The organism is Microbacterium sp. G2-16M (genome assembly GCF_055809115.1).
On record NZ_CM147897.1, the window covers coordinates 42,364 to 62,317 of the forward strand.

A 19,954-nucleotide genomic window follows, 5' to 3' on the forward strand; every position below is an offset into this window, starting at 1 on the left:
CCGTCGGCGCGGCGACCCGCGGCGATACTGTGTACGGATGACCGACGCGCGGGGATCAGACCAGTACACGCCCGACCCGCGCCGCTGGCGCGTGCTCGGCGTCCTGGTCGTCGTGCTGTTCATGTCGCTGATGAGCGTGAGCAGCATCAACGTCGCCCTGCCCACCATCGAGCACAGCATCGGCGCCACCCAGTCCGAGCTGCAGTGGGTGCTGTCCGGGTACGCGCTCACGTTCGGCATCGGGCTGGTCATCGCCGGCCGCGCCGGCGACATCTACGGGCGCGGCCCGCTGTTCATGATCGGCGTCGCGATCTTCACGGCCACCTCGATCTGGTCGGGCCTGGCCGCCGACCCGCTCTCGCTCAACCTCTCCCGGGCGCTCATGGGCATCGGGTCGGGACTCGTCAGCCCGCAGGCCGTCGGCATGATCCAGCAGTACTTCCGCGGCGCCGAACGCGGGCGGGCGTTCGGCATCTTCGGCAGCGTGGTCGGGGTGTCGGTCTCGATCGGCCCGCTGCTGGGCGGGCTGCTGATCCAGGCCGGGGGGCCGGATGCCGGGTGGCGGTGGATCTTCTTCGTCAACGTGCCGATCGGCATCATCGCCCTGATCCTCGCCGCGATCTGGATCCCCAAGCCGCTGCTGAACCGCAACCTCCCCGCCGATCCGCTCCGCCCGGCCACGGGCCACGACCTCGACCCGATCGGGTCCGTCCTGCTCGGGCTCGCCGTCCTGGCGGTGATGCTGCCGTTCCTGGAGACCCGCAGCACGCCGCTGGTCTGGCTCGCGCTGCCGGTCGGCATCGGCATCCTGCTGCTGTGGGTCTGGTGGGAGAACCGGTACAAGGATCGCGGCCGCGAGCCGATGGTCGACCTGCACATCTTCCGGGTGACGAGTTTCGCGAACGGCACGCTGCTGGTGAGCCTCTACTTCCTCGGGGTGACCAGCGTGTGGATCCTGGTCGCCCTGTACATGCAGGAGGGGCTCGGCCACACCGCCCTGGAATCGGGGCTGGTCGGGCTGCCCAGCTCCATCCTGTCGGCGTTCGCCGCGCTCTGGGCGGGGCGCAGCGTCGCCAAGCTCGGCCGCAAGGTCGTGATCGGGGGCCTCTACAGCGCGATCGTCGGACTGGTGCTGAGCATCCTGGTCGTGTGGCTGCACGCGCGGGGGCTGGCCAGCGAGTGGTGGCTGCTGGGCAGCCTCGTCTTCGTCGGGATCGCGCAGGGCGCGGTGATCAGCCCGAACCAGGCGCTCACCCTCGCCGAGGTGCCGCTGCAGTACGCGGGCAGCTCGGGCGGCGTCATGCAGACCGGGCAGCGCGTGGGCACCTCGGTCGGGATCGCCGTGATCACGGCGCTCGCGTTCGCCGTGCTGGCCGTGAGCAACTGGTCGGTCGCGTTCATGCTCGGGTTCACCGCGATCGTCGTGATCGTGGTCGTCGCACTCGCGGTCGCCTACCGCGATCTGCGTCAGCGGCACGGCAACGCCTGGCTGTAGTGCTCAGCCCTGTGTTCCACCGAGCGCCCGGATGGCGTCGCGGATGTCGCGGTACGTGCGCTCGTCGAATCCGACCAGACGCACCTCGGCCACGCGGGTCGAGGCGGCACTGACGGTCTCGACGGCGGCGGCCACGGCATCCTGCTTCGGCCAGCCGTAGACGCCCGCGCTGATCAGCGGGAACGCGACGCTCACAGCCCCCAGCTCCTCGGCGACCTCGAGGCTGCGCCGGTAGCACGAGACCAGCAGCGAGCGGTCGCGCTCGCCGGCCGCGTGGTTCGGCCCGACCGTGTGGATCACCCAGCGGGCGGGCAGCCTGCCGGCGGTGGTCCAGCCGGCGTCTCCGGTGGCCAGACCATGCGGGAAGCGCGCGATGCAGTCGCGCAGGATATCGGGGCCGCCGGCCCGATGGATCGCGCCATCGACGCCGCCACCGCCGCGCATGGCGTTGTTCGCGGCGTTGACGATCGCGTCCACGTCCTGCCGGGTGATGTCGCCGTGCACGGCGATCAGCTCAGGCATCCTTCTCCTCCGGGTAGGTGATCGTCTGTCCGTCGGCGTGCGCGAACGAGGTGAGGGTCTCTTCCCGTGCCGGCCCCGGCCCGATGATGTCGAGCACCGCCACGCCCCGCACGATCAGCGCGTCGCCGATCAGCGACCGGTGGCAGCGCCACGGCACCGCCTCGGCGCACATGATCGCCGTCGGGCGCGCGTGCGCGATGCGCAGCAGCTCGTCGAGGCCGGCCTCGAACTCCGGTGTCTGCATGTGGTCGGCGTAGCCGCGGAAGCTCGCGTTGCGCCAGCCGGTGTTCACCGATGCCTTGGTCGTGTGCCGCAAGCCGCCCAGGGCGGCCAGATGCTCGTATGCGATGCCGCGCTCGGCCAGGGACGCACCCAGTGCGTCCTGGTTGAACTGCGGCGTGTGCCGCGAGCGGGGGACGGTGCGCACATCGACGACGCCGCGCACTGAGTTCGCTTCCAGCAGCGCGACGAGCTCGTCCACCGAGCGGGTCGAATGGCCGATGGTCCACACACGCAGAGGAGCCATGGGCTCGACTCTAGGACGGCCGACGACCCTCCGGGCGGCTCCGGCCCGTAAAATGGCCCACATGGCATCCGGCATCCGGGCCAGCAGACGTGAGGACGTCCTGCGCCTCCTCGACGAAGCGGGGGAGCCGCAGACGATCGCGGCACTGGCCGACCGGCTCGGCGCTCACCCGAACACGGTCCGCTTCCACCTCGAGCGGCTCCTTGCCGACGGTCAGGTCGAGCGCACCGTCGACGACCGGGGCCTGCCGGGCCGCCCCGCGCAGCTGTTCCGACGGGTGCGGAAGATGGACGGCGCGGCCGCCCGCCGGTATCGGATGCTGGCCGAGATCCTGGTCGACGAGCTCGCCCGCACCCCCGAGCCCGCCGGTTCGGCGATCGCCGCCGGACGACGCTGGGGCCGGCGTGAAGCGGCCCAGACGCCGACCGACGATCCGGTCGGCGGGCTGGTGCTGATGCTCGAGCGGGTGGGATTCTGCCCCACCCGCGGCGAGGCCGCCGACGAGCTGAGCGTGTGCCACTGCCCGTTCCTCGAGCTCGCCCAGCAGCATCCCGAGGTCGTGTGCTCGGTCCACCTGGGACTGATGCAGGGCGCGCTTCAGGAATGGGATGCCTCGACCGAGGTGGAGCGCCTGGTCCGGCACGAGCGCCCCGACGTGTGCGTCGCGCACCTGTCCGGCCGCACCGAGGTCGAGGAGCGCACCCCCCACCCATGACCGACGCCTCCGCGCCGCCGGTGGGGACCACCCTCCTGCGCCAGACCGGCCTGCCCTACTTCGTCGTCGCGTTCATCGCGCGGCTGCCGTTCGCGATGATGGTGGTCGGCGTGCTCACGCTGGTCGTCTCGGCGCGCGGATCGCTGTCGCTGGGCGGACTCACCTCGGCCGCCGTGGGCCTGGGCACCGCCTGCTTCGGTCCGCTGCTGGGCGCGGCGGCCGATCGCTTCGGGCAGCGGGCGGTGCTGCTGCTGGTCGGCACCGCGAACGGCATCGTGCTGGCGCTGTTCGCCTGGATCGCGTACAGCACGCTGCCCGATGCGGCCATGCTCGTCTGCGCGTTCCTGATCGGGGCGACCGCACCCCAGGTGGCGCCGCTGTCGCGCTCGCGACTGGTGACGATCATCGGCGCCCGCATCGCCCCGGACCGCCGCGACCGCGTCTTCAACGCGACGATGGCCTACGAATCGGCGGCCGACGAGACGGTGTTCGTCATCGGGCCGTTCATCGTCGGCGTGCTCGCCTCGCTGATCGCACCGTGGGCGCCGCTGGTCGGGGCGGCCGTGCTGACGGTCGTGTTCGTCGGAGCGTTCGCCCTGCATCCCACCGCGCCGCCGCCGCAGACCCGCTCGCACGGCGCCGCCGTCGGCCCGGTGTCGGAGCTGTTCCGGCCCACGCTGCTCGTGGTGGTGGTCGGCATCCTCGGGGTCGGGCTGTTCTTCGGCTCGATGCTCACCTCACTCACCGCGTTCATGGACGATCGCGGCGCGCCCGAGCGGGCCGGGCTGCTGTACGGCGTGATGGGGATCGGATCGGCGACGCTCGCGCTGGCGGTCGCGGTGTTCCCCGAGTCGTTCCGCCGGTCCGTTCGCTGGCTCGTCTTCGGCGCCGTGATCCTGGCGGGCACGCTCGCGCTGCCGTTCGTGACCGGCGTCGGGACGATGATCGCCGCGCTCGCCGTGATCGGCATCGGGATCGGGCCGACCCTGGTCACCCAGTACAGCTTCGGCGCCGAGCGCAGCCCGGTCGGCCGTTCGGCCACCGTGATGACGATCCTCGGCTCGGCCGTGATCGTCGGCCAGGCCATCGGCTCGGCGGTGACCGGCGAGGTCGCTGCGCGCGCCGGCACCGAGGCATCCCTGCTGCTGCCGATCGTCTCGGCGGCCGTCGTGGTGGCCACCGGGCTGGTGAACGCGTTCCTGTCCCGCACGCGCGCGATCGTCGCGTGAGCCGCGCAGGTCGCTGGCCGGCCCTTCGTCTCGCTGCGCTCGCTCAGGGACCTGCCTTCGTCTCGCTGAGCGAGGAGCGCAGCGACGAGACGAAGCGCGGTGGCTGCTGGCCGGCCCTTCGTCTCGCTGCGCTCGCTCAGGGACCTGACTGCAGGTCGCTGCGCTCGCTCAGGGACCGGCCTTCGTCTCGCTGCGCTCGCTCAGGGACCTGCTGATCAGGCCTTCGCGCACACCCAGCCGTCGGGAATCGTCCCAGCGTCCAAAAACCGGGCCAGCTGCTCCCGCTGCTCCGCCGACAGATCGGCATCGGCGCGGGGGTAGACGATCGGCTCCTCCTTGCTGTTGTGGCTGTCCAGCAGCGCCAGCAGCTCGCGGGATGCCTGCTGCGCCGCGTCGGCCGCGGCATCCGTCAGCAGGTCCTCGAGGCTGTCCATCTGCCGCCACAGCTCGCCGTGCTCGCGCTCCATCACCAGGATCGGCATCATCATGCCGGCGGCCCGCAGCGGCGGGAAGAGGAACTCCTCCTCGAGGTAGATGTGGCGGCGCAGGGCGGTCATCGCCTCGCGCAGGGGGCCGGGGCCGGCATCGGGGCCTGCGAGGGAGGCCTCGATGCCGGCGTCGATGGCGTGGTGCTCGCCGGTGAGCGCATCGGCGAGCTGCGTGCCGTCGGACATCAGTCCTCGAGCTGCGCGTCCACGGTGATCGTCGCGCCCGCGAACAGGCGTGAGACCGGGCAGAGCGCCGCGGCCTCGTCGACGATCGATGCGAAGGTCGCGGCATCCACGCCCGGCACCTGTCCGCGCACGGTGATCTTCGAGGTGGTGATGGTGGGCACGCCGTCGACCGGGTCGAGGGTGACCTCGCTGGAGACGACGAGTCGCTGCGGGGGAGTCTTGTGCTCGCCCAGCGTGAGCGCCAGTGCCATCGAGAAGCAGGAGGAGTGCGCGGCGGCCAGCAGCTCTTCGGGGCTGGACTTGCCGCCCGGCGCCTCGGTCCGTGATGCCCAGGTGACCTGCTGGCCGTCGAGGGCGCCGCTGCTGGTGTTCCCGAACGTGCCGGTCCCGGCGGCCAGGCTGCCGTCCCATGTCGTCGTCGCATTGCGTACCGCGAGGCTCATGTCGCTCCCATCGTCTGCGTAATTTCCACACGAATTCGTGTGTAAAAACACTATCGCGTTCGGACCGGGTGCGGCACGGTTCATCTGAGTAGGCTTCCGTTCGTCGGACGAGCAAGGGAGTGCACATGCCAGCGCAGGGACGAGCGGCCACGGCCGGCACGGAGTCCGTCCGCGAGGCGAGGGACTTCCTGTTCGCGCACGCCACCGACTACGACGGGGCGGTGAGCGGGTTCGCCTGGCCCGAGCTGTCCGAGTTCAACTTCGCGCTCGAGTGGTTCGACGTGGTCGCCGGCGAGCATCCCGACCGGGCGGCGGTCACGATCGTCGAGGCCGACCTGTCGGCGCAGTCGTGGTCGTACGGCGCGCTGTCGGCACGCAGCGACCAGGTGGCCAACTGGCTGCGCACCCTCGGCGTGCAGCGCGGCTCGCACGTGATCGTGATGTTGAACAACACGATCGAGCTGTGGGAGGTGATGCTGGGCATCGCCAAGATCGGCGCCGTCTCGATCCCGACCTCGACGCTGCTGTCGGCCGCCGACGTGGCGTATCGGGTCTCGAAGGGCGCGGTCGACGCGATCGTGACGCTGACCGCTCTGGCCGACCGGCTGTCGGAGGTCCCGGCATCCGTCGCCCGCATCGGCATCGGCGACGATCTGCCCGAAGGGTGGACGGGGTGGGATGCCGCAGCCGACGCCGCGACGGACTTCGAGCCGGATGCGCCGACGCCGGCGGCCGACACGGGGCTGCTGTACTTCACCTCGGGCACCACGAACCGCCCCAAGCTGGTCGCGCACACGCAGGTGTCGTACCCGATCGGGCACCTGTCGACGATGTGGTGGCTGGGCGTGCGGCCCGGCGACGTCCATCTGAACATCTCGTCTCCGGGCTGGGCCAAGCATGCGTGGAGCAGCTTCTACTCGCCGTTCCTGGCGCAGGCGACGGTGTTCGTGTTCAACTACGACCGCTTCGACGCGGGGGTGCTCATGCAGGTGATGGAGACGCACCACGTCTCCACGCTGTGTGCGCCGCCGACGGTGTGGCGGATGCTGATCCAGGCCGATCTCGGCCAGCTCACGCACCCGCCGCGCGAGCTGGTGGGTGCGGGCGAGCCGCTGAACCCCGAGGTGATCCATCGGGTGCGGGATGCCTGGGGCTCCACGATCCGCGACGGATACGGCCAGACCGAGATGACCTGCTGCGTCGGCAACTCGCCCGGGCAGCCGGTCACAGACGGGTCGATGGGGCGGCCGCTGCCCGGCTACCCGGTGGTGCTGGTGGATCCGGCGACCGGCAAGATCGCGGCAGACGAGGGCGAAGTGTGCCTGGATCTGTCGCGGCCGGTGCTGGGTCTGATGGCCGGGTACTACGAGGATGAGGAGGCGACGGCATCCACGCGTGCCGGCGGGTTCCACCACACCGGCGACATCGCGTCGCGCGACGCCGACGGGTATCTCACCTATGTGGGTCGGGCCGACGACGTGTTCAAGGCGTCGGACTACAAGATCTCGCCGTTCGAGCTCGAGTCGGTGCTGCTCGAGCACGATCTGGTCATCGAGGCCGCGATCGTGCCCAGTCCGGACGAGCTGCGGCTCGCGGTGCCGAAGGCCTACATCTGTCTGACGGCCGGTGCGGCGACGGATCCGGATGCCGCAGCTCGGGCGATCTTCGCCCACGCGCGTGAGCGGCTCTCGGCGCATCAGCGGGTGCGGATCATCGAGTTCGTCGACGATCTGCCCAAGACGATCTCGGGCAAGATCCGCCGGGTGGATCTGCGTGCGCGCGAGGCTGAGCGGGTCGTGGCGGGGGATGCCGCGGGTCAGCACCTCGATCGCGACTACCGCTGACCCCCAGCTCGCTGAGCGAGGAGCGCAGCACACTCCCAGGTCGCTGAGCGAGGAGCGCAGCGACGAGACGAAGCGCCGGGAGATGACAGCTCGCTGAGCGAGGAGCGCAGCACCCTCCCAGCTCGCTGAGCGAGGAGCGCAGCGACGAGACGAAGCGCCCGGACCCACGGTTCACCTGTCGCCGTTGCACGCGATCCCGCCTCATCATGCGCAACAGCGACAGTTCAACCGTACGAACTGACGCCGCCCGGCGATGTGCGGCACTTCGATCCGCTGTGCCAGGCTGGATCCATGCGACACAACTCCCTGGCGCGCACCGGGCGTGACGTCTCGGCGATCGGACTGGGCACCTGGCAGCTGGGCGCGGACTGGGGAGATGTCAGTGAGGATGACGCGCTCGCCGTGCTCGCGGCATCCGCCGATCATGGCGTCACCCTGTTCGACACGGCCGACGTCTACGGTGATGGGCGGTCCGAGGCGCTGATCGGGCGCTTCCTCGCGGCGCGGCCGGGTCACGGCATCACGGTGGCGACCAAGATGGGCCGCCGCCTCGATCAGCGGCCGGAGAACTACTCGGCCGAGAACTTCCGCACGTGGACCCATCGCAGCCGGCGCAACCTCGGCGTCGACACGCTGGATCTGGTGCAGCTGCACTGCCCGCCCACCCAGGTGATCGAGGATGCCGCGACCTACGACGCTCTGGAGTCCCTGGTCGCCGACGGCGCCATCGCCGCCTATGGCGTCTCTGTCGAGACGTGTGCGCAGGCGCTGACCGCGATCGCGTACGGCGTGACGAACGTGCAGATCATCGTCAACCCGTTCCGGCTCAAGCCGCTCGACGAGGTGCTGCCGGCCGCCGCCGCTGCCGGCGTGGCGATCTTCGCGCGAGTGCCGCTGGCGTCGGGGCTGCTCAGCGGCAGGTACACGGCCACGACGAGCTTCGCGGAGAACGACCACCGCAGCTTCAACCGGCACGGTGAGGCGTTCGACCGCGGTGAGACGTTCTCGGGGGTCGAGTACGAGACCGGGCTGATCGCCGCGGGTGAGCTCGCGGCCGCTCTTCCGGAGGGCGTGAGTCTGCCGGTGGCGTCGCTGGCGTGGATCGCGTCGCGTCCCGGCATCACGGCCGTGATCCCTGGTGCGCGCAGCGTGGCCCAGGCCACGGCGAATGCCGAGGCGGCCGCTCTGCTCGAGCCGGGCTCGGCGCTGGACCTTTCGGCGTTCGACGCCGTCGTGCACGATGTGTACGACCGGCACCTGCGGGAGCAGATCCACCCGCAGTGGTGAGGCCGTGCTGCGGCCGCGGCGAGTCTGCTCTGAGTCCGCGATGAGGCGGCGAGTCTGTGCAGGGTCGGCGATGACGCGGTGCTGAGAGGGCGGCGGCGCGGCGGTCACGCTGAGTCACGGAGACGGCGCTGAGACGGCCGCGGCGCGGCGCAGGCACACCCCACCCCCGGCATCAGGCGGCGTAGTCGAACCGGGCTCTGCCGCCCAGACGCGGAGTGCGTGACGAGTCGACCGTCGGCGGCGGGATGAACCAGACCCGCGCGGTCACGCCGCGGCCTTCGATCTCGATCTCCCAGCCGTTGTCGTGGATCCGATGATGACACGACTCGCAGAGCAGCACGCCCTCGTCGATGTTGGTTCTGCCGCGATCTCGCAGCCACCAGTTCAGGTGATGCGCCTTGGTCATGTGCACCGGGAGGTTGCACATCGCGCAGCCGCCGTCCCGCTCGGCCAGAGCCAGACGCTGCGCCTTGGTGAAGAGGCGCTTCTCGCGACCCCAGTCCATGACCTCGGAGGCTCCGTCGAGGACGACCGGGATGATTCCCGAGGTCGCCGCGAGATGACGGGCCGCATTGGGAGAGATGGGCTTGTCGACGCCGTCGATCTGTGCCAGCCCCAGGCCGTCGGTGAGCGTCTGGAGCGTCATCCGAACGACCACCGTCGCTCCGTTCAACGGCAGGTCGTCGTGCTCGCATCCCAGCGCGTGCTCGGCGAGGAGGAGGAGGGCATCCGCCTGCAGCTGCGCCACCGTGGGGCGGATCGCATCGTCGTCGCCCTGGACCACGTCCTGCTTGGTCGCACGGAACGCCGCCGAGACGAGTTCTTCGACCGCCGTCTTCAGGGGTGCGCCGGAGACGATCTCGACCTTGCCGTCGAAGTACAGGAAGCCGTCGCGTTCGTACATCCGCAGGAAGCGTTCGCCGTGCTTCTCACGCTCAGAGGGCGCGGCGCCGTCCTGGTCGAGCCAGGCCTCGGCATGGACGACGAGCTTGCGCAGCTGATCGAGCGAGAGCCCGGGCGCCCGCTCCACCAGGGTGCGTTCGGCGACCTCGCGCTCCTCCGCTGACGATCGCACCGCCACGCGCTCCAGCATCCCGATGATCATCGAGGCGGCCTGCTGCCCGAGTCGACCGGCCTTCACGCCGGCGGCGACATGCGGATGCCGGGCGGGGAGCGGTTCGCCGGTGAGTGTCTGTCGCGGGGCGATGGCCTTACCCACGGTCACGAGCCGGTTGGCGTCGCCGGTGCCGATTCCCGTGGTGGCGGCGATCATCGCGGCGGGGCTTCGATATCCGTGCTGCTTGGCGAGGGAATCGGCGCCGAGTTCGGGCCGCGACTCACGATCGATTTCGGTCGCGACCTCGGCCCGGACGCTGTCGAGCCGGCGCGACATGTCACCGAGGCGATCGAGCACCTCGACCAGCTGCGGGCGGGTGAGCTCGGATGCCGGGACCGCGCGGTTGCCCGCCCACGCCGCCTGCAGCGCGGCGAGGTCGGTGGCGAGTCCGCTGAGCCCGTTTTCCATACTTCAATAGTACAGAGCTACGAGACAGGATCAAGGAAATCCGCAAATCTGTGGATAACCAATTTCAGCCTCCGCCTGGGGAGGAAGCGATGCAATCCGAACGCAGCTACGTCACTCGTGGTACACGGCACGCTCGAACGCCGGGGCCCTCCGAGACTGAGTCATACCGGGTTATACTTGGATTGTGAAGACTGCGATCTCGCTCCCTGACGACGTGTTCCGTCGGGTGGAGCAACAAGTCGAGCGTCTCGGAGTGAGCCGCTCGGCGTTCTTCGCGACCGCCGCACAGCGGTATCTCGCCGAGCTTGACGGCGACGACGTCACGGCGCGACTGGATGCGGCCATCGCCCGATCTGGGGTACGTGCCACCGAAGAACGGCGGGCGTGGGCCGCCGATGCCGCCGCTGTGTTCGGCGTGCTGGACGACGACGCGTGGTGAGGCGCGGTGAGGTCGTCATCGTCGATCTGGGAGCCGTCATCGACAGCGGACCTGCCAAGCGGCGTCCGGCCGTGATCATCCAGGACGATCGGTTCAACGCATCGCGGCTGGCTACGACCATGCTGGTTGCGCTCACATCGAACCTCGATCTGGCTGAGTATCCGGGAAACGTCCTGCTGCAATCGGCCGTGACCCGGTTGCGCCGCGATTCGGTCGCTGTGGTCACCCAGCTGGCGACAGTCGATGTCACCCGCATCCTCGAGACGGTCGCCGTGCTGCCTCCGGCATACCGTGATGAAATCGCGGCCGGGCTTCGTCTCTCACTCGCTCTCTGACACCCGCTGCGTGCACGCGCTGACGGCACCACCTACGCATACACGGCACGCTCGAACGCCGCGACGCCCTCCTCGGCCACGGGATCGAAGAAGGGCAGCAGCTGAGCGGCCCAGACCGCAGCAACGCCCGAGGCGCGGTCGATCCAGTAGAAGACGTTCGGCAGGCCGGCCCACGTAAGCGAGCCGGCCCGGCGCCCGCCGAGCACGTCGTCGTCGTTGCGCAGGAACGAGTACGCCCACGACTTGCGCTGCCCCGGGAAGAAGTCGGCCTCGCGCGTCAGCGCCGGAATCGCCGAGGGCAGGGGAGTGGGGTGAATCCCGGGCGCTCCCTGCACAGCCCACCGGATGGTCTCGGGCCGGAGCACCTGCCCGCCCGGTGCCGAGCCGTCGCCGAGCCACACGCGCAGCAGTGCCAACAGGTCGGGAACGGTCGAGAACAGTCCCTGGCCACCCATGTCGAGCTCAGGCGTATCCGGCGGCGACACCTTCGTCGGCACGATCGACCCGTCGCGCTGTCGACGGTGGACCGTCGCCAAGCGGGCGCGCATGGCGGGCGTCACGTCGAACGAGGTCGAGGTCATGCCGCAGGGAGCATAGATCCGCTCGGCGAAGACATCCTCCAGCCGTTTTCCGCGCACAGCCGCGACGATCAGGCCGATCCAGTCCATGGATGTGCCGTACGTCCACCGCTCGCCCGGGTCGTGGAGCAGCGGCGTGTGGAGCGAATCCCGCAGCGGAGTGGCGGACGGATGCCGCATCCGCTCGCGCGCGAGGATCGCATACCGCTTGTCGAACATGTCGTACGCAAGGCCGGAGGTGTGCAGCAGCAGCATCCGCGGTGTGATGTCGCGCACCGGGGGCCGCGTGCGGACCGCGCCGTCATCGTCGAGCTCGGTGAGCACCTGCAGCTCGGCGATCTCGGGGACGTACTCGCGGGCGGGGGCGTCGAGGTCGATGAGCCCGTCTTCGACGCACTGCAGCGCGGCCGTGGCGGTGAACGCCTTGGTCGCCGAATACAGCGCGATCACCGTGTCGGCGGCGGCATCGGCGCCGGCCGCGTGCAGGTAGGTGGTGGCATCCGGATCGGTCAGGCCGGCGATGACGAGCGGGGCTCCGGCGGTGACGGACGCGTCGACGACGCGGTCGAGTTCTTGTGCACGCATGCCTTCACTGTGTCACGACCGCACGGGATGCTGGCGCCCGGACTCGAAGATGAGAAACCGCTCACGTGAGGAGCGATCTCCTTGCCTGGGCGGATTTCTTCGGGCGCCAGAAGTAGCAGTTGAACAGGCATTTATGAGCCGTTATGGAATCGTTACCATGGAATCGTTTGACGGTTAACATGAGAACGCTCTAATGTTCAGCGTCAGAGGGCTGGTCATGGGGAGCAGCTCTGGATGCCATTTCTGGCTGCGGTTGCGTTCGCTTTGGCGCGCCCGTGGTCGGCATCGACCTACACCAATCAGGAGCATTCCATGCGCACCATCCACAACATGATCGAGGCCGACAAGGCCCGCAAGGAAGACGGCGAAGCCGGCTTCTCGCTCATCGAGCTCATCATCGTCGTCGTGATCCTCGGCATCCTCGCCGCGATCGCCATCCCGATCTTCCTGAACATCCAGGGCAATGCGGCTGACAACGCTGTGAAGACAGCTGCGGCCAATGGCGCTTCATCCGCCGCCGCGCAGTTGGCGCAGGCACCGGACGCGGCTCCGTCGCTGACCGCTCTCAACAAGGACGGCATGGTGGTGACCGTGGGGTTCACCGCCGGGACGACGACAACCGACAACTTCTGCGTTAGTGCCTACAACCCGGACGCACCGACGTACAAGGCGGCAGCCTCAGCCGCGACCTCCGGCCCCGGCTGCTAGCAGCCCACCACTTCCCGGGGCCGGCGACCCGAACGCCGACCCCGGGATAAGCCAGCACTGCCTTGTGGGGAGGGGGTGAGCGCAATGCGTCAACACGAACATCGTCGCGGCACGGCCGACGGCTTCAGCATGGTCGAACTGATCATCGCGATGTTCCTGCTTGCGGTCATCGCACTCGCCCTGCTCCCTCTGCTGGTGGGAGTGACCCGGACAAGTTCCACGAACAAGTCGCTGGTGGCGGCGACGAGCCTCGCGAACGCGCAGGTCTCGGCCATCCGCACCTTGTATCCCAACGACTCGACGACGTCCACCTGCACGGCGCTCGCGCAGAGCATCGTGAAGTTGAAGACGGGGGCGGATGCCACGGGCATCACGCTCGCATCGTCTCAGCCGCTGATCTCGGGCATTCCCGGACCGACCGGGAGTGGCCTGTCGGCGAAGGTGACCACGTCCGGGTGCCCGAGCACGCTGCCGGGAACGGTGGCGATGACGGTGGCGGTGACGGACAAGGGCGGTCACACGCTCGTGTCGCTGCCCACGCTGATCGTGGTGAACGCGACATGACCAGCTCGAAGACGGCGCCGCGCGGCTGGGACGCGGGCATCACACTCGTCGAACTCATCATCTACATCGCCGTCGGGGCCCTGTTCGCAGGGATTCTCGCTTCACTGTTCATCTCGGGGATCACGTCGCAGACGAACACCCGTGATCGAGATGTGGCGACAGGAAAGGCTCAGGTCGTAACCGACATGCTGCAGGCATCCATCCGCAACGCGGACGCCGTCCACGTGGACGGCCGGATGCTGGTGGCACGAGTCGCGACCGGAACAACGGGGTGGGAGTGCCGAGCCTGGGCTCTCACCGACCAAAAGGCGATCGTCTACAAGCACGGCACGGCCGCGCTCGGGACGGTCGACACAACATGGACTCCGCTGATCGGTCCAGCGGATGCTCAAGGGGACAACGCGTCGGTGAGCGTGGAGGGCGGGGGAGTGCCCTTCACGCTCACCGGCACGCAACTGGACTATCGATTCACCGTGACGGCGGGGACGGTTTCCCTGCCGATCACCGGATCAGTGATCGCACAGGCCAAGACAGACGGCGTGGTGAGCTCGTGCTGGTGAGAGAGAGTGCCATGCGACGCATACGTGAGGACAGCGGCTCGACGCTCGTCGTCGTGCTCATCATCATGATGGTGCTGAGCATCGGCGGCCTCGCCCTTGCCGCCATCGTGACGAACACGACGAGCGGTCTTGCCCACAGTCGTGGGACGGTTCAATCCCGCGCTGCCGCCGACGCCGGCATGGCCGCGGCCATCACCGGCGCGCACCGCACGGGCGCCGTCTGCGATGTGCACCTTTCCGGCACCGTCCCCGTTTACTCCGTCACGAGCACCTGCGAAGGTGGGAAGGTGACCTTCCGCTCGGTCGGTACGGGTGCCGATGGTCGTACGACCACATTGCAGGCGGTCTACGACTACACGACATCGCCGGCGATGTCAGGCGAGGCAGAGCTCGTCTTCTTCAACTCCGGCTCGGATTCGGTGTACTTCACCAATCACGTCATGGCACAGACCGGTGGGGATCTCGCCACGATCCTGTTCCCCGGCGGTGGGCTGTTCGAGTGCAAGACGGTCGTGCCGGGCAACATCATCACGAAGGGGTCGATCCAGGGTCAGTCAGGATGCACCATTCAGGGCAGCGTGTACGCCGGCGGGCTGAACCCGGCGAGCGGATACGCGCTCTACCTCAACAACAGCGATGTGGTTCAGGGAGGAGCGGCAGTGGTCGGAAACGTGCTGGTCGCGGGTTCGCCCGGGATCACGGGGTCGCTCACGGTGCCCTCCACGGCGACGGTGACGGCCGGCTGGGGCAACAACCTGAAGTCGCCGGCATCCGAGAACACCCACGTCAAGGGCGGCATCCTCTGGTCGACGACACTGGGCCAGCCGAGCCTCGAGCCGTGGTTCGACTACCCGGCTTCGACGCTCAGCGCCGATTGGCCGGGGTATGACATCGTCACGCTGACGAGTACGTCTACTCCGTACAACTGCACCAACTGGACGGGCAAGTTCAACACGTTCTGGACCTCGTATGTGACGGGCCTGACGAAGAACACGGTCGTCGACGCCCGCGCCTGCAGCGGCGGGATGGACACCGCGCAGGGCGCGAACTCGACGGCCACGCTCGGCGTCAACCTCGTCTTCATCGCGAACCACTACACGCTGGGCACGCTCAATCTCTCGCCGAAGCCGGGTACGGACCCGCAGTCCTGGTTCATCGTCCCGGACACGACGGCCGACAACACTCCGACCTGTGCGGCCACGGGCAAGAAGAACACGCCCGACTACAAGATCGTCACGGACGCCTCCATCTCGGTGACGGTGAACACGATGATGTACACGCCGTGCGACATCACCGTCGGCAACGGCGGCACGTGGACCGGAGCGATGTACAGCGGCAGCCTGAACGACGGCGGCGACATCACGATCTACACGTCGAAGATGGCGCTTCCCGGGCAATGGGGCACGGGCCCTGGCGGCTCGGGATCCGGCGCCACGATGACCGTGCTCGGTGGCCTCATCTCCCAGCGGGACATCCCATGACCACCCCCGTCCTCGCCTTCACCCTGGTCTTCGCCGGCCTGTTCGGCCTCGTGATCGGGTCGTTCTTGAACGTGGTCGCATACCGCGTCCCCGCCGGCATCCCGCTCACGCGCGAGAGCCGCTGCCCCAACTGCGACGCCACGGTCAAGCCCTGGCAGAACATCCCCGTCGTCTCGTGGTTCGCGCTGCGCGGCAAATGCTCCGACTGCGGACAGCGGATCTCAGCCCAGTACCCGGCGATCGAACTGGCCACCGGCATCGCCTTCGTCGCGGTGGCGTGGTGGATGCTGGGAGGTCTCGGCCCTTCGTCTCGCTTCGCTCGCTCAGGGATCTCGCTCGCTGAGCCGGCGGTGTGGCTGGTGCTCGTCGCCTTCCTCTACCTCGCCGCGATCAGCATCGCGCTCACGCTGATCGACCTGGACGTGCACCGGCTGCCGAACAGCATCGTGCTGCCCAGCTATATCGTCGCGATCGTGCTGCTGGGCGCGGCATCCCTGTTCACCGCCGACTGGGACGCGCTCATCCGCGCGGGCGTCGGCATGGTCGTGATGTACCTCTTCTATGCGCTGCTCCGATTCATCCGCCCCGGCGGCATGGGCGGCGGCGATGTCAAGCTTGCCGGCGTGCTCGGCCTCTACCTCGGCTGGCTCGGCTGGGCGAGCCTGATCGTCGGCGCATTCGCCGCGTTCCTGCTCGGCGGCATCTTCGGCATCGCCCTGCTGGTCAGCCGACGCGCCTCGCGGCGCACCGCGATCCCGTTCGGGCCGTGGATGCTCGCCGGCGCCTGGGTCGGCATCTTCGCCGGCCCCGCCCTCGGCGCCTGGTATCTGGGACTGCTGCATGGATGACGTGAGGCGCCACAGCGCCGGAAGGGACGTGTGAGATGGCGAAGACGATCGTCGGCGTCGAGATCACCGAAGAGAGCGTCCGCGCGGTCGAGCTGACCCGCGGCGGCAACCCGCGCATCGTCGCGGCGGGAGAGATCCCGCTGCCGCCCGACGCCGCGAAGGACTCCGAGGTCCTCGACCAGGATGCCGTGGCCCTCGCGCTCCGGCAGCTGTGGAGCCGCGCCGGCATCAGTGCGCACAACGTCACCCTCGGCGTCGGCAGCCGCCGCATCATCGTGCGCGAGCACTCCACCCAGGCGATGAGCCCCCAGCTGCTCAAGCAGGCGCTGCCGTTCCAGGTGCAGGAGCTGCTGCCGGTGCCGGTCAACCAGGCCGTGCTCGACTTCTACCCGATGGCGCAGGCAGACGGGATGCTGCACGGCCTGCTGGTCGCCGCGGTCTCAGAGACGATCGAAGACCTCATCACCACGCTCGCCAAGGCCAAGCTGCACGTGGATGCCGTCGACCTGGTGCCGTTCGGACTCGCCCGCGCCGCGAAGGTCCTCGCCGAACCGGGGGAGTGCCTGGCCGTCGTGCACATCGGCGACCACACCAGCTACGTCGTGGTCACCGTCGACGGCGCCCCGCAGTTCGTGCGCATCATCCCCGCCGACCTCGAGACGGCCGCCGTCGCGGCCCGCATGCAGGCGGTCGCCGAGGCCGACGCCATCCTCGAGACGGTGCCGCCGGAGCAGACCCCGCTGCGCGGCCGGGCCGCCCTGCGCGCCGCATCCGCCTCGGGCGCCGCGATCACCGACCTCGCCGCCCGCATCCGCAACACCCTCGAGTTCCACGCGAACCGCCCCGGCGGGGCGCGCGTCGACACCGTGCGCCTGTGCGGCGCCGGCGTCGCGGTGCCCGGAGTCGTGGACGCCCTCGCCTCGGCGATCGATGCGCGACTGGCGCCGGTCACCGCCGAAGAGGTGGTCCACTCGCGCTCGATCGAGCTGGGCTCGGCCGACCTCGCCCTCAACCTCGTCGGCACCGCCGGCATCGCTCTGGACGGAGGACGCTGATGGCCTTCTCACGTGCCGCCGCCCTGCCCGGCTTCAATCCGGTCCCGCGCGTCAATCTGCTGCCGCGCAGCGAGATCGAGCGCCGCGACCGCTCGGGGCTGGCCCGCCGCTGGCTCGGCGGCGTCGTCCTGGCCGTCGTCCTGGTCGCCGCCGCCTCGGCCGGCACCTATGCGCTGAACGTCCTCGCCGATCAGCGGCTGGCGACCGAGAACGCCCGGACCACCGATCTGCTCGGACAGCTCTCCGGCCTCTCGGACGTGAGCAAGACCCGCGCCCTGCAGAAGGACCTCGAGACGTACCGCACCCAGGCGATGGGGACGGATGTCGCATGGGCGCCGGTCTTCGACAAGCTCGAGCACCTCGTCCCCGGCAACGCGCAGGTCACCGGGTGGGACATGACGACCGGCGCGCTGCCGGCCGACGGCGACGCCCCCGACACCCAGGCCGGGGTCACCGCGACCCTTACCGTCACCAGCACCACGCCGATAGACATCGTCGCGACGGTGCGCGGGATCCGCAGCGCCGAGGGCGTCATCGACGCCGACGCCGTCGACCTCACCGCGGCCACCGCCGACGGTGAGAAGCCGACATACACCTACCAGCTGTCGGCCACGCTCGACCAGACCGCCTACACCGGCCTGTACGCGAAGAAGGAGAAGTGATGTCGCTCCCCAAGCAGCTCATCAACCTCCTCGGTCTGCTCGTCGTCCTCGCGGTCGTCGTCATCGGGGTCGTCGCGGTCGCCCTGCCGCTGTATTCGCAGTCCGTCACCACCGACGGCCAGACCGCCCAGGTGACCCAGACCAACCAGGGCTACGACATCCAGGTGCAGGCGCTGCAGGCGGCCAAGAAGAACCTGCCGCAGACCCAGCAGGAGGTCGCCCAGCTGCGCCGGCAGATCACCGCGCAGGGCCGGCTGGACGACGCCTTCGAGATCGCGATCACGGCCGCCGCCGCCACCAAGTCGACCATCACGCAGATGACGGCCGCCGACACCGAGTCGTTCGCGCCGCGCACCACCGTGGGCGAGGACGGCAAGGCCGCCGCACCGACCCCGGCGCCCGCCGCCGACACCGCCTCCACCGACGCGGCAGCATCCGGCTCTTCCGGAACCGATACGGCGACGACGGATGCCGCGGCCGCCGGCGGCGCGGCGACCCCGGCGCCGGCACCCGCCGCCGACCCGCGCAGCCAGGCGCCGTTCACGATCACCGTCACCGTGCCGTCTCCGGATGCGGCGGCGAGGTTCCTGGACGAGCTGCGCAAGGGGCCGCGGCTGATCGCCGTCACGCACTCGGCCCTGACCGGGACGGCGGCATCGGGCGACACCGCCGCCACCTACACGCTGACCGTCGACGCCCTCGCCTTCATCAGCCGGGCCGAGTGAGGAATCCCATGTTCGAGACCGTCCCCCCCGTCGACCTGCTGCTGAAGGCCGCCGCCGAGGCGCGCGCCTCCGACGTGCACCTCACCGAGAACCAGCCCGCGCTGATGCGCGTGGACGGCGACCTGGTGTCGATCCCCGAGTTCCCCGACGCCCTCACGATGGACTGGCTCGAGCCGGCCCTGTCGCGCATCATGCCGCGCGAGCGGTTCACCGAGTTCATGGAGTCCGGTGAGGTCGACCTGTCGTACTCCGTCGCCGGGGTCGGCCGGTTCCGCGTCAACGTGTTCCGGCAGCTCGGGGCGGTCGCGGTCGCGCTGCGCCTCATCCCGAGCACGGTGTTCTCGCTCGACGCGCTGGGCGCCCCGCCGATCATCCGCGAGTTCGCGCTCAAGCCGCGCGGACTGGTCCTGGTCACCGGCCCCACCGGCTCGGGCAAGTCGACCACCCTCACCGCGATGGTCGACATCATCAACTCGTCCCTGCCGGCCCACGTGATCACGGTCGAGGACCCGATCGAGTTCCAGCACTCCAGCCGCACCGCGCTCATCCACCAGCGCGAGATCGGCTCGGACACGGCATCCTTCTCCGAAGCCCTGCGCCGCGTGCTCCGCCAGGACCCCGACGTGATCCTGGTCGGCGAGCTCCGCGACCCGGAGTCCATCGCGACCGCCCTGTCGGCCGCCGAGACCGGCCACCTGGTGCTGTCGACCCTGCACACCCAGGGCGCCACCAAGAGCATCAACCGCATCGTCGACGCGTTCCCGTCGCACCAGCAGGACCAGGTGCGCTCGCAGCTCGGCGACACCCTGCAGGGCATCATCAGCCAGACCCTGCTGCCGCGTGCGCAGACCACCGGACGCACGATCGCGACCGAGGTGCTGGTGAACACCCCCGCGGTGGCGAACATGATCCGCGAGGGCCAGATCGCCCAGCTGTACTCGGCGCTGCAGTCCGGCTCGGCCCTGGGCATGCACACCCTCGACCAGGACCTGAAGCGCCTGGTCGAAGAGGGCACGATCTCGCGCCAGGTCGCGACCGCCTACGCGGTCGACCCGTCCTCGCTGGAAGGGGTCCGCATGCGCGCACGCGACTTCGACGCCGAGGCATGGTCGAGCAACGCCGACAGCTGGCAGCTCACCCGGGGGCAGTGAGGC

22 protein-coding genes are annotated in these 19,954 nt (G+C 69.5%); 16 read left to right on the forward strand and 6 right to left on the reverse strand.

What is annotated here, in order from left to right; all coding sequences use genetic code 11:
- Positions 1-37: 37 nt before the first annotated feature.
- Positions 38-1,495, forward strand: coding sequence for an MFS transporter (locus tag AC0L6F_RS00220; RefSeq protein WP_473538762.1), 1,458 nt, complete (start codon positions 38-40; stop codon positions 1,493-1,495).
- Positions 1,496-1,498: 3 nt separating this feature from the next.
- Here AC0L6F_RS00220 and AC0L6F_RS00225 read toward each other — a convergent pair whose 3' ends face one another.
- Positions 1,499-2,017 (reverse strand): O-acetyl-ADP-ribose deacetylase, encoded by a 519-nt coding sequence (locus AC0L6F_RS00225; protein WP_473538763.1) that lies wholly within the window; start codon positions 2,015-2,017, stop codon positions 1,499-1,501.
- Positions 2,010-2,543 carry a DUF488 domain-containing protein gene (locus AC0L6F_RS00230; protein WP_473538764.1) on the reverse strand — a complete coding sequence of 178 codons (534 nt, stop codon included), beginning with the start codon at positions 2,541-2,543 and terminating at the stop codon, positions 2,010-2,012. Before AC0L6F_RS00230 ends, AC0L6F_RS00225 begins: the two co-directional genes overlap by 8 nt.
- Before the next feature lie 61 nt (positions 2,544-2,604).
- Here AC0L6F_RS00230 and AC0L6F_RS00235 point away from each other — a divergent pair, with 61 nt between their 5' ends.
- The gene (locus tag AC0L6F_RS00235) at positions 2,605-3,258 is read left to right on the forward strand and encodes a helix-turn-helix transcriptional regulator (RefSeq protein ID WP_473538765.1); all 654 of its coding nucleotides are present in this window, start codon (positions 2,605-2,607) and stop codon (positions 3,256-3,258) included.
- Positions 3,255-4,487, forward strand: a complete 1,233-nt coding sequence (locus AC0L6F_RS00240) for an MFS transporter (RefSeq protein WP_473538766.1) — start codon at positions 3,255-3,257, stop codon at positions 4,485-4,487. Before AC0L6F_RS00235 ends, AC0L6F_RS00240 begins: the two co-directional genes overlap by 4 nt.
- A gap of 215 nt (positions 4,488-4,702) precedes the next feature.
- Here AC0L6F_RS00240 and AC0L6F_RS00245 read toward each other — a convergent pair whose 3' ends face one another.
- Positions 4,703-5,161 carry a hemerythrin domain-containing protein gene (locus AC0L6F_RS00245; protein WP_274635836.1) on the reverse strand — a complete coding sequence of 153 codons (459 nt, stop codon included), beginning with the start codon at positions 5,159-5,161 and terminating at the stop codon, positions 4,703-4,705.
- Complete coding sequence (locus AC0L6F_RS00250) at positions 5,161-5,604, reverse strand: OsmC family peroxiredoxin (RefSeq protein ID WP_259611719.1); 444 nt, start codon at positions 5,602-5,604, stop codon at positions 5,161-5,163. Before AC0L6F_RS00250 ends, AC0L6F_RS00245 begins: the two co-directional genes overlap by 1 nt.
- Before the next feature lie 125 nt (positions 5,605-5,729).
- On the opposite strand from AC0L6F_RS00250, the gene AC0L6F_RS00255 reads away from it, so the two are divergent.
- Together AC0L6F_RS00255 and AC0L6F_RS00260 are read left to right on the forward strand one after the other, a co-directional pair.
- Positions 5,730-7,448 (forward strand): AMP-binding protein, encoded by a 1,719-nt coding sequence (locus AC0L6F_RS00255; RefSeq protein WP_473538767.1) that lies wholly within the window; start codon positions 5,730-5,732, stop codon positions 7,446-7,448.
- A 291-nt stretch (positions 7,449-7,739) separates the two neighbouring features.
- The gene (locus tag AC0L6F_RS00260) at positions 7,740-8,735 is read left to right on the forward strand and encodes an aldo/keto reductase (RefSeq protein ID WP_473538768.1); all 996 of its coding nucleotides are present in this window, start codon (positions 7,740-7,742) and stop codon (positions 8,733-8,735) included.
- A 172-nt stretch (positions 8,736-8,907) separates the two neighbouring features.
- On the opposite strand, the gene AC0L6F_RS00265 is transcribed toward AC0L6F_RS00260, so the two are convergent.
- The gene (locus tag AC0L6F_RS00265; protein WP_473538769.1) at positions 8,908-10,260 is read right to left on the reverse strand and encodes an HNH endonuclease signature motif containing protein; all 1,353 of its coding nucleotides are present in this window, start codon (positions 10,258-10,260) and stop codon (positions 8,908-8,910) included.
- A 184-nt stretch (positions 10,261-10,444) separates the two neighbouring features.
- Here AC0L6F_RS00265 and AC0L6F_RS00270 point away from each other — a divergent pair, with 184 nt between their 5' ends.
- Positions 10,445-10,699, forward strand: a complete 255-nt coding sequence (locus tag AC0L6F_RS00270) for a CopG family ribbon-helix-helix protein (RefSeq protein ID WP_473538770.1) — start codon at positions 10,445-10,447, stop codon at positions 10,697-10,699.
- Positions 10,696-11,034, forward strand: a complete 339-nt coding sequence (locus AC0L6F_RS00275) for a type II toxin-antitoxin system PemK/MazF family toxin (RefSeq protein ID WP_473538771.1) — start codon at positions 10,696-10,698, stop codon at positions 11,032-11,034. Before AC0L6F_RS00270 ends, AC0L6F_RS00275 begins: the two co-directional genes overlap by 4 nt.
- A gap of 32 nt (positions 11,035-11,066) precedes the next feature.
- Here the strand turns inward: AC0L6F_RS00275 and AC0L6F_RS00280 are convergent, their stop codons facing one another.
- Entirely contained in the window at positions 11,067-12,197 is a 1,131-nt protein-coding gene (locus AC0L6F_RS00280; protein WP_473538772.1) for a serine hydrolase domain-containing protein, read from the reverse strand.
- 234 nt (positions 12,198-12,431) lie between these two features.
- Here AC0L6F_RS00280 and AC0L6F_RS00285 point away from each other — a divergent pair, with 234 nt between their 5' ends.
- From AC0L6F_RS00285 to AC0L6F_RS00325, 9 genes are all read left to right on the forward strand, one after another.
- Entirely contained in the window at positions 12,432-12,905 is a 474-nt protein-coding gene (locus AC0L6F_RS00285; RefSeq protein WP_473538773.1) for a type II secretion system protein, read from the forward strand.
- Positions 12,906-12,989: 84 nt separating this feature from the next.
- Positions 12,990-13,469 (forward strand): prepilin-type N-terminal cleavage/methylation domain-containing protein, encoded by a 480-nt coding sequence (locus tag AC0L6F_RS00290; protein WP_259613376.1) that lies wholly within the window; start codon positions 12,990-12,992, stop codon positions 13,467-13,469.
- Positions 13,466-14,029: a type IV pilus modification PilV family protein gene (locus AC0L6F_RS00295; protein ID WP_473538774.1), complete on the forward strand. Its 564-nt coding sequence runs from the start codon at positions 13,466-13,468 to the stop codon at positions 14,027-14,029. The genes AC0L6F_RS00290 and AC0L6F_RS00295 overlap by 4 nt, the downstream gene beginning before the upstream one ends.
- Positions 14,030-14,040: 11 nt before the next feature.
- Positions 14,041-15,510 carry a type IV pilus modification PilV family protein gene (locus tag AC0L6F_RS00300; protein ID WP_473538775.1) on the forward strand — a complete coding sequence of 490 codons (1,470 nt, stop codon included), beginning with the start codon at positions 14,041-14,043 and terminating at the stop codon, positions 15,508-15,510.
- Complete coding sequence (locus AC0L6F_RS00305; RefSeq protein WP_473538777.1) at positions 15,507-16,358, forward strand: prepilin peptidase; 852 nt, start codon at positions 15,507-15,509, stop codon at positions 16,356-16,358. Before AC0L6F_RS00300 ends, AC0L6F_RS00305 begins: the two co-directional genes overlap by 4 nt.
- Positions 16,359-16,393: 35 nt before the next feature.
- Complete coding sequence (pilM, locus tag AC0L6F_RS00310; RefSeq protein WP_473538778.1) at positions 16,394-17,413, forward strand: pilus assembly protein PilM; 1,020 nt, start codon at positions 16,394-16,396, stop codon at positions 17,411-17,413.
- Complete coding sequence (locus AC0L6F_RS00315; RefSeq protein WP_473538779.1) at positions 17,413-18,075, forward strand: hypothetical protein; 663 nt, start codon at positions 17,413-17,415, stop codon at positions 18,073-18,075. Before pilM ends, AC0L6F_RS00315 begins: the two co-directional genes overlap by 1 nt.
- Positions 18,075-18,800, forward strand: a complete 726-nt coding sequence (locus tag AC0L6F_RS00320) for a hypothetical protein (RefSeq protein ID WP_473538780.1) — start codon at positions 18,075-18,077, stop codon at positions 18,798-18,800. The genes AC0L6F_RS00315 and AC0L6F_RS00320 overlap by 1 nt, the downstream gene beginning before the upstream one ends.
- 8 nt (positions 18,801-18,808) lie before the next feature.
- Complete coding sequence (locus AC0L6F_RS00325; protein ID WP_473538781.1) at positions 18,809-19,951, forward strand: type IV pilus twitching motility protein PilT; 1,143 nt, start codon at positions 18,809-18,811, stop codon at positions 19,949-19,951.
- Positions 19,952-19,954 lie beyond the last annotated feature (3 nt).

Coding starts and splice junctions, on each gene's coding strand:
- AC0L6F_RS00230 (WP_473538764.1), bottom strand. CDS start 2,543: ATGGCTCCTCTGCGTGTGTGGACCATCGGCCATTCGACCCGCTCGGTG.
- AC0L6F_RS00255 (WP_473538767.1), top strand. CDS start 5,730: ATGCCAGCGCAGGGACGAGCGGCCACGGCCGGCACGGAGTCCGTCCGC.
- AC0L6F_RS00295 (WP_473538774.1), top strand. CDS start 13,466: ATGACCAGCTCGAAGACGGCGCCGCGCGGCTGGGACGCGGGCATCACA.
- AC0L6F_RS00305 (WP_473538777.1), top strand. CDS start 15,507: ATGACCACCCCCGTCCTCGCCTTCACCCTGGTCTTCGCCGGCCTGTTC.
- AC0L6F_RS00245 (WP_274635836.1), bottom strand. CDS start 5,161: ATGTCCGACGGCACGCAGCTCGCCGATGCGCTCACCGGCGAGCACCAC.
- AC0L6F_RS00285 (WP_473538773.1), top strand. CDS start 12,432: ATGCCATTTCTGGCTGCGGTTGCGTTCGCTTTGGCGCGCCCGTGGTCG.
- AC0L6F_RS00280 (WP_473538772.1), bottom strand. CDS start 12,197: ATGCGTGCACAAGAACTCGACCGCGTCGTCGACGCGTCCGTCACCGCC.
- AC0L6F_RS00320 (WP_473538780.1), top strand. CDS start 18,075: ATGTCGCTCCCCAAGCAGCTCATCAACCTCCTCGGTCTGCTCGTCGTC.
- AC0L6F_RS00225 (WP_473538763.1), bottom strand. CDS start 2,017: ATGCCTGAGCTGATCGCCGTGCACGGCGACATCACCCGGCAGGACGTG.
- AC0L6F_RS00315 (WP_473538779.1), top strand. CDS start 17,413: ATGGCCTTCTCACGTGCCGCCGCCCTGCCCGGCTTCAATCCGGTCCCG.
- AC0L6F_RS00235 (WP_473538765.1), top strand. CDS start 2,605: ATGGCATCCGGCATCCGGGCCAGCAGACGTGAGGACGTCCTGCGCCTC.
- AC0L6F_RS00290 (WP_259613376.1), top strand. CDS start 12,990: ATGCGTCAACACGAACATCGTCGCGGCACGGCCGACGGCTTCAGCATG.
- AC0L6F_RS00300 (WP_473538775.1), top strand. CDS start 14,041: ATGCGACGCATACGTGAGGACAGCGGCTCGACGCTCGTCGTCGTGCTC.
- AC0L6F_RS00250 (WP_259611719.1), bottom strand. CDS start 5,604: ATGAGCCTCGCGGTACGCAATGCGACGACGACATGGGACGGCAGCCTG.
- AC0L6F_RS00240 (WP_473538766.1), top strand. CDS start 3,255: ATGACCGACGCCTCCGCGCCGCCGGTGGGGACCACCCTCCTGCGCCAG.
- AC0L6F_RS00260 (WP_473538768.1), top strand. CDS start 7,740: ATGCGACACAACTCCCTGGCGCGCACCGGGCGTGACGTCTCGGCGATC.
- pilM (WP_473538778.1), top strand. CDS start 16,394: ATGGCGAAGACGATCGTCGGCGTCGAGATCACCGAAGAGAGCGTCCGC.
- AC0L6F_RS00325 (WP_473538781.1), top strand. CDS start 18,809: ATGTTCGAGACCGTCCCCCCCGTCGACCTGCTGCTGAAGGCCGCCGCC.
- AC0L6F_RS00265 (WP_473538769.1), bottom strand. CDS start 10,260: ATGGAAAACGGGCTCAGCGGACTCGCCACCGACCTCGCCGCGCTGCAG.
- AC0L6F_RS00220 (WP_473538762.1), top strand. CDS start 38: ATGACCGACGCGCGGGGATCAGACCAGTACACGCCCGACCCGCGCCGC.